The sequence below is a fragment of the Gottfriedia acidiceleris genome (genome assembly GCF_002128425.1).
GTDB lineage: Bacteria > Bacillota > Bacilli > Bacillales > Bacillaceae_G > Gottfriedia > Gottfriedia acidiceleris.
Genome location: NZ_NESS01000006.1, coordinates 159,196 through 173,948, shown reverse-complemented (window position 1 = coordinate 173,948; position 14,753 = coordinate 159,196). Strand labels below are relative to the sequence as shown.

Genomic DNA, 14,753 nt, shown 5'->3' with positions numbered 1-14,753 from the left:
CTTTTCAGAACGGAGATTGAAGCATGAAAAATACAGAGTACTACAACAAAAGAAGCCGTCGAATTTATATTTTTTTTATGGCTTCACTCACTTCTTTATTACTAGTAGGAATTACACTCTCTCCTTTAACTTTTAAGGATCATCCAATTGAACTTATTACTCAAGTTATCTTGTTATTCGTTGTTATTTTTTCTTTATTTTATTTTCTTAAAAAGAATAACACATTTTCAAAAGTATTATTTACGACCATTTCTTCAATCTATGTGTATATTAAATTTTGGACATACCCAGACACATCAACAATGTATAGTTTTGTAGCAATCATCCCAATCTTTACGATCTTTTTGTATAATCGCATAGCATTTTATATCGGTTGGGTATTAAATATTCTAATTGGACCTACCTTTGTATTACTAATCTCATTTTCAAATCTAAAAGAAAAGTACTCTTATATAGCTTTAGATCCTGTCGGCAATATTTTAGAATTCCTTTCCATACAATTAATACTCTTATTTGTATTTTTACAAACAGAGACGAAGGTCATAGCTTTAGAAGCCAATCACAAGGAAATACAACAGGCGAAACAATTAAATTCGATTGGTCAGCTAGCTGCAACGATCGCACATGAAATTCGCAATCCAATTACTGTCGTAAAAGGTTTCGCACAACTTTTTCAAAAAACAAAAACAATGAACTCAGACGAAAAATACTATGTCGATACGATGCTAAAAGAATTAGAATACGCTCAAACCATTATTAATGATTATTTATCACTAGCAAAACCTCAAACCGAAACGCTCCAAGTCGTAGAAGTAAATAAAGAAATATTGAATGTAACTGATTTACTTGCCTCGATGGCAAATAGTCAAAGCAGCTGTTTCAAATTAAACTTTAATCAAATACTATATACGAAAATAAATCCAATCGAATTCAAGCAAGTTCTCGTTAATTTGATGAAAAATGCAATCGAATCAATGCATGATACCGGTGGACTAATTACGATCAATCTCTTACAGGAAAATGAATATGCACTTATTGAAATCATAGACACAGGAATTGGAATGTCTCAAGAAACAATTGAAAAGCTCGGTACTCCCTTCTACTCACTAAAAGAAAGAGGCACAGGGATTGGATTAACTGTTTGCTTTAATATTATCGAAAAATTTAAAGGTAAGATTAAAGTAAGTAGTAAGGAAAACGAAGGATCAATATTTCGAATTTATTTACCGAATTGGCAATATGAAAATGAATGAAGAAAACCAACAATCTACTATTTCCCAAAATAAAAACTCACAAAAATGTGAGTTTTTTTGTAGTGAACATTTTAAAAGTCCTTTGCAGTTTCCTTAGCTTTTTGGATTGCTTGTTCTTTAATTTCTTGTGCTCGGTCTGGGAATTGATTTTGACCTTCTACAAAAATCCCATTAAAATCTTGAACACCTAAGAAGCTCATTATCGTTCCAATATAGCGATGTCCCATTTCAAGACCTGCTGCTGGACCTTCTGAATAAACTCCGCCACGTGCCTGGATATGCAAAGCTTTTTTACCACCTAATAATCCTTGAGGACCATTAGAAGTATATTTGAAAGTTTTACCAGCAACGCAAATTGCATCGATATAGTTTTTCATAATTGGTGGGAATAAAAAGTTCCATAAAGGTGTTACAAATACATATTTATCTGCTTCAGCAAATTGGGTTACAATCTCATTTAATCTTCCTACTTTTGATTGCTCACCTGAAGATAGTGTATCAAAAGATCCTCCAGATTGAAGTTTCCCCCAACCTGCAAATACTTCAGCATCAATATGAGGAATCGTTTCATTATAAAGGTCAATATGTACTACTTGATCATTAGGATGTGCAGCTTTATAACTCTCGATAAACGCATCACCAACCGCCATACTGTATGAAGTAGACTTATCGTGAGGATGTGCAGTAATATACAATAGTGTTGTCAAACGAATTACCACCTTTCAATTTAATTGTCCAAACTACTTTAAAAGCACGATATTATCATCTGTCATTTCTAATCAAACCATACTAATATTTATAAAAAAAACCTTTACTCAAATAGTAAAGGTTTTAGTGTGTGGACATAGTCTGAAAATTGATTTTCAGATTGACTCATTATTTCGCTTTAAAAATACCAAATGGTTTACCTACAGGTAAAAATTCTCTTCCAAAGTGACTATTTAATACAGCTGCAGCTGATCCATAAAATGACATAATTGCAATACCTAATTCACTATATGCTGCAAAAGTATGTGTAGCTTCTTCCATAAATCCTAATGTACTTAATGATAATCCAATAAATAAACAATCAATTAATACAAAAATAATGAATAATACTTTATGTGTTTCCATTGCACCGATTGTCATAAAAATTGTAAAGATTAAATACCCTACAAAAGCAAAACCAAGTTGTTTAACATCAGCTGCTTTCATTAATGCTTCTCCAAAAACACCTAATTGGATTAACCAAGTAGTACCAACAGCTAACCAGAAGAAAGCATATGCTCCAAATGCTGTTGCGCCAAATACATTATTATGTTTAAAATCCTGGATACTCGCAAATAATTGTGCAATAGCACCTAAAAAAATCGCCCAAGGTAATACTAACGAAACACCATCAGTAATTCCTAATTTTTGTGTTGAGGCAACAAGCGTTACCATTGCTAAACCGAATAAACCAATTGCAGATGGATCTGCAGTAGTTATTTTAATTTGTTGTACGTCTTTCATTAATGTAAATCCTCCTAAAATTTTAAACAGACTAAACTATACTACTATAAAATTCCGAGGATTAATATAGCTTTTTTTGGGTTTTAAATAAGAAAGCACTTTCTTTTAAAAAGAAAGCGCTTTTTACCAAAAATTACTTTTTATGTCGTTTTGCATACCCACATCTTTTGCATAAATCTTCCACTGCACATCGTCTTGAGAAACCATCATAAATCGCTCTTGCACGTTCAGAATTTAAAATATCCTCTAATGATGTCTCGTAAATATTCCCTAATGGAATCTTACCTTCACTATCTAAACAACATGGTACTACCGTTCCATCAACTAATACTCCGATTTGATCCCTTAAACCATAGCAGAATACATTTTCATCGATGATATCATTACCCATATCTGGCCATTGGAACTTTTCTGCCATATTTAAATAAATTTTATCGCGTAGTTTAATATTATGTGTTTCCTGAAGTCTTTCACTTAAAGAAAAATCTAAGTTTAGTTTTTCCTCAAGTAAATTTAATATATCAATATTCAATGAGTTACTTGCTCTTAACTCTTCACTATCCATATTCCAAAGTCTAATTGCACAGATCATGTCACTTTTTTCATTCGCTTCATTAATAAAATTTGTAATATTTTCAACGTAATCGTGCAAATCCTTCGTTAAATCATTCGCCTCAAAACTATGAAGTGAAAAATTAATTTGTCTTAAACCCTTGGATTCAATTAATAAATCCTTTACTTTATTAATTAACGTACCATTCGTTGTTATGTTAACCTTCAAACCATTTTCATGACTAATGTCCAAAAATCTACCAAGCTTTGTATTTAAAAACGGCTCACCCATCAAATGAAAATAAATATGATCCGTATAAGGTTTTACCGAATTTACAACATGAGTAAAAGCCTTCTCGTCCAAAAACTTCAACGGCCTCTCCAACGTAGGGCTCGGACAAAAATTACACTTCAGATTACATATATTTGTAATTTCTATATAAACTTTCTTAAATTTTCTCATTCTACTCTCCTACTTCAATTTATCTATATTCACATATATCGCTCTAAAAAAACTATAATCCTATCATACAATAATTTTTAAGATATTAATATTTCAACACTCTGTTCAATTTTTACCAACCGAACAGAATTGTAATCATTCTAAAACTTCATGAAATTGTTTAAATTTTATATTATCACTTCAGTTTAATCATAATTATTTTATTATAATAAAAACAGGCAATTAAATAGCATAGGGGAATTGGTTTTATCTTCTTTTCTACGCATTTTTGTAGAAAGGAGGTGATGCCAATGCAAACACTTGAAATACTTACTCTAATCTTCATCGCAATGACCTTTGTAGTTGCATTGATTCAATTAGTAGTTAGTATTATTAACGCAACAAAAAAGAAATAGCCCCTATGCTTTGACCTGGCATGGGCTACTTCTTAGTAATACTTTAATAGATAAAACCATCTCGGCTTATTTAGTTGCCAAGAACGAGTGTTACAGCACTCGTTCTTTTTTAATATATATTTATTATATCATACGATCCTTTAGATATACTTTGATGACATGAATTTTTTGTTAAATATAAAGAAATTATCTTAACAATGACTTTTTTCGTTGCATTGATCCAATTAGTAATTAGTATTATCAACGTAACAAAAAAGAAATAGCCCCCTATGCTCTTAAACCGCATGGCTACTTCTTTGAATTACTTAGATAAAATCATCTCGGCTTATTTAGTTGCCAAGAACGAGTGATATCCCGCTTATTCTTAATTTTAATTAAAATTTATCATATTTTTTAATCATAATTTATAAAGTATATGTTATTTATGTGAATTGATAATATTTGACAATCCCAATCAGATTTATTAGTATTCAATCGACAATTTTCCATATTTCCCGAGAAATTTCCTACCCAAGTTTTGACAAAATCAAAGTTTTTTTAAATAAAATTTGTTGACAGTTGTTTGTAATCTGTAATATTATTTGTTCATCGCAAAACAAACTAGTTTGATTTTATAAAGACTGCAGTATTGAACATATTTGAAAATTTAATTTTAAAAGCATTGATGAGAAATAGTAAAAGTATTAAGTTCTTAACCAGAGAGTTCCCGGTTGGTGCGAGGGGCGTAAGACAATATTTTGAACACATCTCTGAGCTGAGCACCGAACCCTTTTTGGTAGTAGACTGTTTCCGGATTCCCTGCACCCGTTATCGTGCTAGAGTATAGCTTAATTGCTGCACTTGAAGAGGTTGGTATCGTGAGGTATCAATAAATAGAGGTGGAACCACGTGAGTAATACTCCCGTCCTCTAGCTATTTCATATAGCTAGAGGTCGGGAGTTTTTTGTTTTTCAAGAATATTTTAAGGGAGAGAGTAAAATGAATAAAAAATTAATGTCAGCAATGATCATTTGTATGATTTCAATATTAGTTGTAACTGGTTGTGGAAAAGAAAAACGGAATGCAAACGAAGTAGTCATTGGATTAGATGATACTTTTGTACCAATGGGTTTTAAAGATGATAAAGGTAAGGTTGTAGGTTTTGATATTGATTTAGCAAAAGAAGTATTTAAACGTGAAAATATGAAAGTAACTTTCCAACCAATTGATTGGTCAATGAAAGAAACTGAATTAAAATCAGGAAATATTGATGCAATTTGGAACGGCTATTCAATCACAGATGAGCGCAAGAAAAAAGTAAATTTCTCAGATGCATATTTAAAAAATAGACAAGTTATTATCACCCTAGCAAATTCAAAAATTAAAACAAAATCAGATTTAAAAGGTAAAAATGTTGGGATTCAAGAAGGATCAAGTTCTTTAGATGCAGTTAATAAAGATAAAAACTTAGTAAAATCATTTAACGGTAGTAAACCTGTATTATATGAAAATAACAACCAAGCTTTAATGGACTTAGAATCAAAACGTGTAGATGTGGTTGTAGCGGATGAAACATTAGCTAAATATTACATGAACAAAAGAGGTCAAAACAAATACAAAATTTTAGAAGATAACTTTGGTGAAGAAGAGTATGGAATTGGCGTTAGAAAAGATGATTCTGATTTACTTAAACAAATTAACAAAGAAATTAGTGCTATGAAAAAAGATGGTACTTACGACAAAATTTATAAAAAATGGTTCGGTACATTGAAATAAAAAGGAGCTTACGATCATGGAACAAATTACATCTTTATTACCATCCATGCTTGATGGATTAAAAGTAACGCTAGAGGTTTTCTTAATTACTCTAGCGTTAGCAATTCCACTTGGAATCATCATTGCGCTTGGAAGACTTTCGAATATTACAGCAATCAAATCAATTATTAGTTCTTATATTTTATTAATGCGTGGTACACCTCTACTTTTACAATTAATCTTTATCTTTTTTGGTTTACCACTAGTCGGAATTGTCTTTGACCGTTTTACAACAGTTATTATCGCATTTGCACTTAATTATGCAGCTTATTTTGGGGAAATATTCAGAGCAGGAATTCAATCAGTAGATAAAGGTCAATATGAAGCAGCAGAGGTTTTAGGCTTGAGTCGCAGTCAAACTTTTAAAAGAATTATTCTGCCTCAAATGACTAAAAAAGTATTACCTCCTGTTTCAAACGAAGTAATTACTCTAGTAAAAGATTCAGCTCTTGTTTATGTTGTTGGACTTGATGATATGCTACGAGTAGCTAAAATCGCATCTAATACAAGCGCATCACTGCTGCCTCTTGTTTTCGTTGGTATTATTTATCTACTACTAACAGCTATATTAACGAATTTATTCAAACGATTAGAAAATCGATATTCATATTATAAATAAGGAGAGACTAAAAATGTTAAAAGTAAATAACTTAACAAAACAGTTTAATAAACAAACCGTATTAAATGAAGTCTCTTTTGAAGTTAATAAAGGAGAAATCGTTACTCTATTAGGACAATCAGGAGCAGGTAAAACGACTATACTTCGCTGTATTAATGGTTTAGAAAGCTTCGATGGCGGATCAATTGAAATAGATGGCCAAATGATAAAATCTAAAAAAGATCTTTTAAAAGTTAGAAAAAACGTTGGACTTGTTTTTCAAAACTATAATTTATTCCCACATAAAACAGTAATTGAAAATATTATTGAAGCCCCTACCCTTGTACTAGGTATGAATAAAGAAGAAGCTACAAAAAGAGCAATGGTTTTATTAGAACAAGTTGGTCTAAGTGATAAAGCAAAATCATTACCAAATGAATTATCCGGTGGCCAGCAGCAACGTGTAGCTATCGCTAGAGCGTGTGCACTACAGCCAAAAATTCTTTGCTTTGATGAACCTACTTCAGCACTAGATCCTGAACTAACTAACGGAATTGCTGAGATTATGAAAAAATTAGCAAATGACGGAATGAGCATTCTTGTCATTACTCACGACATGGAATTCGCAAGTAATGTTTCGACTCGTACGCTACTTGTAAAAGAAGGAAAAGTTTTAGAAAGTGCATGAATGTAGCGGAAACCACGTTATTTTTTAAATGATTTTGATTAGATTCACTGATTTCTCAAAATAGCTAAATAATATGAACGGGATTTAATGTATGATCGACTTCATTTTAGGTGAATTTAGCATGTTAATTGCAGATTCACCTTTTTTATTTGCAGTTATGACATTTTTAATTGTAGTTTCACTTAATTTAATTGTAGTTTTGCCTTCTTTATTTGCAGCTCCATCAGTTTATTTACAGCCTCAATCCTCATTCTTATTTCAGTTTCAGCTTATTTAACAAAGGTCCAAAATATTTCAACATCAAAAAAAGACGCCTCAATATCGATAAAATATTGGCGCCTCTCTCTTATTCATTATTCAATGAAAAAATTTACTAATAAAAGATAATCCCATTATAAAAGCTACAATAAAACATAAAATCACAAGTCGCTTTTCGTGTTTATTAGAAGAGTGCATTTTATCTACCCCACTTTACTTTTTGCCTTGAACATATTCGGCATCAAATAAAAATAGTTTAAATAAGAACAATAGCGATGGGACTAACAGTAGTAGCCCTAAGACAAATACAGTTACTAGCATTGTACCGGATGTTTGATTGGTGTATCCATTGTATATGGTAATATATGGGTCTAAAATATATGGCAAGTGCGCTGCTCCATAGCCGAAAAAAGCAAAGAAGAATTGGAGCATTACAAATATAAAGGCTGTTCCGTAATTTCGTTTTAGTAAAATTAATGATGAAGCTATTAAAAAACAAATTAATGATAATAAAAACATCCACCAATAATGATTAACTATATTTTGATAAAATCTAATATTATTATCTCTTAATCCTACAAAAACAAGAAAGCTTGATAGGATCGTTGGAACGGTCCAAAATAAAGCATATTGTCTTAATATTGCTAACGCACTTTCATCTTTCGCTTTACTTGCGTAATAGGTTAAAAATGTTGCGCTAATATATAAGACTGAAATGATTGCAATGATTACAACACTCCAAGAGTAGATACTTGTTAATAAGTTTTTAGCTAAAAATTGGACGACTCCGTTTTTTTCAACTATATACCCTCCTCCAGAAATGGTTAGAACCGTACAAAGTGAAGCGGGAATCAATAGGCCAGTCGCTCCATATAAGAACAAATAAACTTTGTTTTCCTTGGATCCATAATTAGAAAAGGCATAAAATGATCCTCTTATTGCCAATAGAACCAACGAAATACTTCCTGGAATTAATAGGGCCGTTCCATAGTAAAATGCAACACTTGGAAAGAAACCTATAATGCCAACAAAGAAAAATACAAAAAATACATTCGTTATCTCCCAAACAGGTGATAAATATCTACTAATCAAATTATTTATTAAGTGATCCTTTTTCGTTACTTTTCCATAATAAGCAAAGAATCCAGCACCGAAGTCAATTGATGCAATAATGATATATCCATATAGAAATATCCATAAAACGATTATTCCTAATAACTCAATATTCAATGTTCACCCTCCTATTCATTGGCTTTGTCTCAAATTCCACTTTCAAGCTACAAAATTTACTTATCGTAACTTAATGAGCGTTTTTTTAATTGAATTTTAAACAGAGCCTATTTTTTAAAACGATATTTAAGTTCATCTTCGGGTGGATTATGAATGAACATTTTTCGAATAACGATTGTACAAAAGACTCCTAAAAATACATACAATACAAAAAATAACCAAAACATACTGCCTAGTCCTTTGGCAGTTGTGGCTCCTTGTGAAACCTTCATATATCCTCTTAATATCCATGGCTGGCGGCCAATTTCGGCAATCATCCATCCAAGTTCGATATTGATCATCGCTAATGGTCCAGTCAACGCTAGTCCACGTAAAAGCCATTTATTATGCATCCAATTTTTCTTTTTAATAGAGAAAACAACAAAGATGAAAGTCATCGATATAATTAAGCCAACAAAGGTCATCTTAATATCAAATAAATAATGTATGAATAAAGGTGGAGTTTCATCTTTAGGAAATTCATTTAATCCAGTTACTGGTGCATTAAAATCTGAGAAAGATAAAAAGCTTAGCAGTTTAGGAATTCGAATTTCATATTTTACTTCATGTGTTTTATCATCTAACGTTCCGAATAAGACAAAATCTGCCCCTTTTTCTGTCTCAAAATGCCATTCAATTGCTGCTAGTTTTTCCGGTTGATATTTAGCAAGGAATTTTGCTGAAACATCTCCTGTGACACCTGTTAAAACGGCAAAAATTAATCCAAGCGTTGCGGCTAGTCGAAGCCCTTTTCGTGTGTATTCCGTATTCTTTCCTCTTAATAGTTGAATAGCGGCGATCGACGTTAATATAAGAGCAGATGCAACATAAGCAGTAACAATTACATGTAAAGTTTTAGAAGGAGCAGCTGGATTAAACATTGCGGCAATTGGATCGACCGTTTTAATTGCTCCATTTTCCAATGTAAAGCCTTGTGGAGTATTCATAAACGCATTTACTGTAGTGATAAAAAATGCTGACAACGTTGAACCTAATATAACAGGTAAAATTATCAACCAATGATAAATAGGCTTTTTAAATCGATCCCAAGTATACAAATATATACCTAGGAATATTGCTTCAAAAAAGAAAGCGAATGTTTCCATAAACAATGGAAAACTAATTGCTTGACCCGCGATTCTCATAAAGCTCGGCCATAATAAGGATAGTTGTAGACCAATACATGTACCAGTCACTACTCCAACTGCAACGGTAATTGTGTAACCTCTGGCCCATCTTCTTGCCATTAGCGTGTAATGTGGATCCTTTTTTAAGATTCCTAACCCTTCTGCAATTGCAATCATTAAGGGTATTCCTACACCAATTGTTGCAAAAATAATGTGAAATACTAGTGTCATACTTGTTAGTAATCTACTGAGTGTGACATTATCCAACTCCATCTTGAATCCCCCCTATAATGTAATATCTTATTGTCCAATGAAATTAATTATTCTAATCAAATGACCGATAATGTTACGATTTTATGAACACAATCCGTAAAATTGCATTTTAATTTGTATCTATAAAAGTATGTTCCTATAACAATAAAGGTATACGAAGAATCTTAAGTCCATAGAAAGTGTAAGTAAAACAAAAAACCACAAGGAAAACCTTGTGGTTCAACTACATGTATGTCAAATTAATTTACTAAACGGACTATACGTTTCTTTCTCCATGAAAATCTATAATATAAAAAGTTTAATCCAAGTCCAACTATAAAAGCTGCCGGATAGCCGACCCATATTCCTTTTAATCCGAGATTTGTGTAATGGGATAAAAGATATGCTACAGGTACTTCAATACACCATATTATGAGGATACTAATAAGCGTTGGCCAAAGTACCGCTCCACTTGCTCGCATTGTAGACGTTAAAATAAACGAATGTCCGAGTATTAAATATCCCCACAATGTAATCATCAATAAGCTATTTGCTATTTGTACAGTACTATTATTCGTTAGAAACAAAGTTAAAATAGGCTTTGAGAAAAAATAGGTGAGTAATACTAGCATGCCACCTAGCACATAGTTAAGTAATAATCCTATTTTAATAACTTGGTTTAATCGATCAAACTGATTTGCTCCTATTGACTGAGCAGCAAAAATTGATACTGCAATACCAATACAAATTGATGGCATTTGAACATAACTTACTAACTGATTTACTACCCCATAGGAAGCAGTAGCATCTGATCCATATTGATTAACAAATGTAATAACGGCAATCTCAGAAATCGAAAGAAATACCATATTTATACTCGTTGGAATACCTAGTTTTAAAATTAGTTTTAAAAGTCCAGGATCCATCCTTAAATAATTTCTTATTGAAGCATCAAAGCGCAGGGGATGTTTCGTTTTGTGTAAGTATGTGAATAGAACTATACATGTCATAACCGTTGAACCTACTGATGCATAAGCTACCCCATAAATTCCCAGCTTTGGTATGCCTAGCCAACCAAATACTAATGGTGGTAAAAGTGCAACATTTAAAACTGTACTTAATATAAGAAAGTAAAACGGTGTTTTCGAATCCCCAACACCTCTCATTAAGGTTGTATATACCATATAGATAAATAGCACGGGAATCGACCAAAATAAAATGGCAGCATAATGTGTGCTTGTATGAAGTATGTTTTCAGGAGTTCCTATTAATCTCAATAATTTTTCAATAATAATATTACCGATTATAGCCAGCACTACACCGAGGAAAAAAGTAAAAGTAAGAGAGGTTCCAACAATAGCTTTTACTCTTTCTTCAAGCTTTGCACCATGTGCCTGACCGATTAAAACTGAACTGCCAGAGCCAATTCCAATAATGAATGATACTAAAAAGAAAAATATTGGAAAGAAAGCCGAAATTGCAGCTAAAGCATTTTCTCCTAACCAATTGCCTACTATAATCATGCTAAAAACTTGGCCAATTGACTGCATAATATTACTTAAGAGTAATGGAATTAGAAACATAATCATAGGGCGTAATAAAGTAAATTTTACTTTTTTTTGCTCCTGAGGATTAATCTCTGATGTAATCAAGCCTGATCACCCTTGTTATTGTATGTGTTATATCCTCTTTCACCATAAGGTTGGAGTTTTTCTAACCATTTTTCCTCGAGTCTCTTTAGATCACCCTTTATCCCTAATGGACTAATGTCTTCTTCCTTTAGTATTTCTAATTCCTCAAATACAAATGACTCTTTACCATATTCATTCCATTCTTGTTGAAGAATTTTATTTGTACAAGACCCTGCCTCTAATTCAAATTTCTTTCCATTAATTGTTTTTAAATTTTTAGTACTTACTATGAATATTTTCTGATTTTTTATGTTTTTAATTTGATAAATACCTGCTTGAACTTTCGTTTCTTTATATTGCATTTTTAATTCTTTTTTTCTACTCATTTTTAAACAACCTTTCTTTTACTAAACTTTTAACCAATAACTACTTCCGTCCGACTTTCGATCAATAAAGCCATATTCGATTAAGTATCTTCTTAACACGATATAATCAGGATAAATAGCTATCAGCACTTCGTTTATCTCTTTTTCTGTATATGTCTTATTTGGTGAAAATCTTTTAACGATTTCTCTCAGAACAATAAGCTTTTGTTTTTCCTTTAACGGAAATTTCTTCAATGGTCCATCTATGCCTTCCGGAAAGTATTTTTTTAAGGTTTTTTCCATTTCATCCTCTGTAATGTTATAGCGTTCATCGACCATTTTTGCTGTTTTATGGAATGGTAAAAAACTTGGCGCATGTTGATCCTTTTCTTTTAAAAGCTCCATCAATACAAGAAATAATTTTGCTTGTCTTTCTTTTTCCTTTAAAACAAACCGATGATTCCTAATCGTAGAAGCGCTACCGATACCAGTTTCTTTTTGAATGTTTGTATCACTCTTCCCTTGATAAAAAAGACGTAAAAGATGGTTTTGATGCTCTGTTAATCCAGTTAGCTTTTTATCTAGTTGGATTAAATAATCGAAAACAGAGTCATGATTTTGTTCTATATGAACTTTCATGTATTTTTTTGCTTCATATAAAACTCCAGAATCTTGATAAATAATTCCTTTTTCAATTCTTTTACTACAAAGTAAACATAAATAATGATTTTCCTCTTCGATAAATCCTTGTTTTAATTCTTCTATTTCGGCATTCCAAAAAGCGTCTAAATTTTCCACTCAACAAACACAACCCTTTTTTTGTTTATTATTTACCAAACAAACTTTTAAAATGTTTATTTATTTACAAACATATTATGCCATTGTTTGAAAAATGTCAATTTCACTAAATCATATCCTCAGATTATTTATCCAATGTTGGTACTCTTAATTTACACAAAAAAAGCGCCTCAAAGGAGACGCCATTTCAATCTATTAAAAAATATAAAATGGTTCTTTCTATACTTTTCAATCTTACTCTCTTATACCTTAGGGACTAATTTCAAATCTTCAATTGACAATTTCTTACAGTACTTTACAATTAAAATGTAAGGTAAATTTAATATTCGACACATTTTAATGTATTTAAAAACACTGTTCTCAATAGGGAAAATCTTTACTTATTATTTTCCTTATAGACTAATATATTTTAAGAAAAACAGTAGAAATACTTATGACAAAAGATATATTTTCAGATCAGTCTTTAACGTCTAAGAATAAACGAAAATTAATGATTTCTTTACAAGATAGGAGGAAGCTATGTCAATTTACAATGAAAAACTTATTGAGCTTTTATCAATCGAACAAAAATTCGATAAATCCTTTTTGCATATTAAACTATTATTTAACCAAGAAATAGAACTTCATTGGGAAATTGACAACGAAACGGCCAATCTTATGAAATCAAAAATTATTTTTGATGAAAACTATAAGTTTAGCCTTTCTTTATGTAGTACGTGGGAAGAGGATAAAAATCAGTTTACTAGTTTTGTAACTAAGTCAAACAATAATGAGAGTGAAAAAATCTACTTTACTTGTTCAGAAGAATATCATCTTCAACTTCACTCCATAAAAAATATGAAGGATCTTAGGATTTTAATTGATCTACCTTATTTATCAATTAGTCGGTCCAGTTCCAAAAAAGAAAAGGGTAATTCGAAACGATATAAACTTTATGGCTGGCTTACTGTTGCTGCTATTAGTGTTTTATCGATCAGTTTAATAGGTTATAAGAGTCAAACTTGTAAATCAGAATCTTTATTTTGCGGAAAAAAACCAGCAAAAGCTGAAAGTGTTTCAAAAGCACAAAATACTAAAACTCCAGAAAAACAAATAAAACCAAATCAGCATAAACAAGATCCAACGAAATCTTCTATTAAAAACGTTTCTCAACCGAATGTGCAATCAAATGAGCCAGATGTTAGATATGCAATTAAACAGGAACCAATCAATAAACCTGTCCAATCAATTTATCCGACTGTAAAATTAAACAATGTAGTTAGCTATAGTATCCCACAAGGTAGCGTAGCTCTTACTTTTGATGACGGTCCATCGAAGTATTCGAAAGAAATAGTAAATGTTTTAAAAAAATACAAAGTTGGCGGTACTTTTTTCTACATCGGAGATAACGTTCAAAGATATCCTGATTGTGTACAATACGCATATTCTAACGGTTACTCAGTTGGAAGCCACTCTATGCACCATAATAACTTCTTAAAACTATCTTATCAAAAGCAGGAAGATGATCTAGTTAGAACAAATAACTTAATAAAAAATATTACAAAGCAAGACACAATCCTCTTTAGACCACCATACGGTGCAAAAAACCAAGCAACTATTGAATTAATGCAAAAACATCAGTTTAAAATGGTTTTATGGGATAAAGATACTGAGGATTGGAAGAACCGTAATACAAATACAATTATAAATTATGTTAAAAGCCACACTGAATCTGGAAGTATCATTCTACTTCACGAATCTAAACCTTCTTTAGATGCTCTACCACAAATTATTGAATATCTTCAGTCAAAAAACTTAAAAATTGTTAATTTAAATTAAA

14 protein-coding genes and 1 other annotated feature are annotated in these 14,753 nt (G+C 31.4%); of the genes, 6 read left to right on the top strand and 8 right to left on the bottom strand.

Features of this window, described 5'->3' with window-relative positions; translation table 11 throughout:
• The first annotated feature begins 23 nt into the window (after nt 1-23).
• Nucleotides 24-1,253, top strand: a complete 1,230-nt coding sequence (locus tag B6K90_RS13270; RefSeq protein WP_088013252.1) for a sensor histidine kinase — start codon at nt 24-26, stop codon at nt 1,251-1,253.
• 71 nt (nt 1,254-1,324) lie between these two features.
• On the opposite strand, the gene B6K90_RS13265 is transcribed toward B6K90_RS13270, so the two are convergent.
• The 3 genes from B6K90_RS13265 to B6K90_RS13255 all read right to left on the bottom strand — a co-directional run bounded on the left by B6K90_RS13265 (nt 1,325) and on the right by B6K90_RS13255 (nt 3,759).
• Entirely contained in the window at nt 1,325-1,960 is a 636-nt protein-coding gene (locus B6K90_RS13265) for an FMN-dependent NADH-azoreductase (protein WP_088013251.1), read from the bottom strand.
• Between the two features lie 169 nt (nt 1,961-2,129).
• Complete coding sequence (locus B6K90_RS13260) at nt 2,130-2,744, bottom strand: acetate uptake transporter (RefSeq protein WP_088013250.1); 615 nt, start codon at nt 2,742-2,744, stop codon at nt 2,130-2,132.
• Between the two features lie 133 nt (nt 2,745-2,877).
• Nucleotides 2,878-3,759, bottom strand: a complete 882-nt coding sequence (locus B6K90_RS13255) for a radical SAM/SPASM domain-containing protein (protein WP_088013249.1) — start codon at nt 3,757-3,759, stop codon at nt 2,878-2,880.
• Nucleotides 3,760-4,806: 1,047 nt separating this feature from the next.
• Nucleotides 4,807-5,066: a binding site (T-box leader), on the top strand.
• Nucleotides 5,067-5,132: 66 nt separating this feature from the next.
• Between B6K90_RS13255 and B6K90_RS13250 the strand changes: the two genes are divergently transcribed.
• The 4 genes from B6K90_RS13250 (at nt 5,133) to B6K90_RS23430 (ending at nt 7,511) form a co-directional block, all read left to right on the top strand.
• Entirely contained in the window at nt 5,133-5,909 is a 777-nt protein-coding gene (locus B6K90_RS13250) for an amino acid ABC transporter substrate-binding protein (protein WP_088013248.1), read from the top strand.
• Nucleotides 5,910-5,925: 16 nt separating this feature from the next.
• Nucleotides 5,926-6,567: an amino acid ABC transporter permease gene (locus B6K90_RS13245; RefSeq protein WP_088013247.1), complete on the top strand. Its 642-nt coding sequence runs from the start codon at nt 5,926-5,928 to the stop codon at nt 6,565-6,567.
• Between the two features lie 13 nt (nt 6,568-6,580).
• Nucleotides 6,581-7,234, top strand: coding sequence for an amino acid ABC transporter ATP-binding protein (locus tag B6K90_RS13240; RefSeq protein WP_088013246.1), 654 nt, complete (start codon nt 6,581-6,583; stop codon nt 7,232-7,234).
• Between the two features lie 91 nt (nt 7,235-7,325).
• Nucleotides 7,326-7,511, top strand: a complete 186-nt coding sequence (locus B6K90_RS23430; RefSeq protein ID WP_139840728.1) for a hypothetical protein — start codon at nt 7,326-7,328, stop codon at nt 7,509-7,511.
• 194 nt (nt 7,512-7,705) lie between these two features.
• Here the strand turns inward: B6K90_RS23430 and B6K90_RS13235 are convergent, their stop codons facing one another.
• From B6K90_RS13235 to B6K90_RS13215, 5 genes are all read right to left on the bottom strand, one after another.
• Nucleotides 7,706-8,722, bottom strand: a complete 1,017-nt coding sequence (locus B6K90_RS13235; RefSeq protein WP_088013245.1) for a cytochrome d ubiquinol oxidase subunit II — start codon at nt 8,720-8,722, stop codon at nt 7,706-7,708.
• 107 nt (nt 8,723-8,829) lie between these two features.
• Nucleotides 8,830-10,161 (bottom strand): cytochrome ubiquinol oxidase subunit I, encoded by a 1,332-nt coding sequence (locus B6K90_RS13230; protein WP_088013244.1) that lies wholly within the window; start codon nt 10,159-10,161, stop codon nt 8,830-8,832.
• Nucleotides 10,162-10,400: 239 nt separating this feature from the next.
• Nucleotides 10,401-11,729 (bottom strand): MATE family efflux transporter, encoded by a 1,329-nt coding sequence (locus B6K90_RS13225; protein WP_088013393.1) that lies wholly within the window; start codon nt 11,727-11,729, stop codon nt 10,401-10,403.
• A 59-nt stretch (nt 11,730-11,788) separates the two neighbouring features.
• Nucleotides 11,789-12,157, bottom strand: a complete 369-nt coding sequence (locus B6K90_RS13220; protein WP_088013243.1) for a GIY-YIG nuclease family protein — start codon at nt 12,155-12,157, stop codon at nt 11,789-11,791.
• Nucleotides 12,158-12,178: 21 nt separating this feature from the next.
• On the bottom strand, nt 12,179-12,934 hold the full coding sequence (locus tag B6K90_RS13215) for a DUF2087 domain-containing protein (protein WP_088013242.1): 756 nt from the start codon (nt 12,932-12,934) through the stop codon (nt 12,179-12,181).
• Between the two features lie 519 nt (nt 12,935-13,453).
• On the opposite strand from B6K90_RS13215, the gene B6K90_RS13210 reads away from it, so the two are divergent.
• Nucleotides 13,454-14,752, top strand: coding sequence for a polysaccharide deacetylase family protein (locus B6K90_RS13210; RefSeq protein WP_088013241.1), 1,299 nt, complete (start codon nt 13,454-13,456; stop codon nt 14,750-14,752).
• Nucleotide 14,753: the final 1 nt, after the last annotated feature.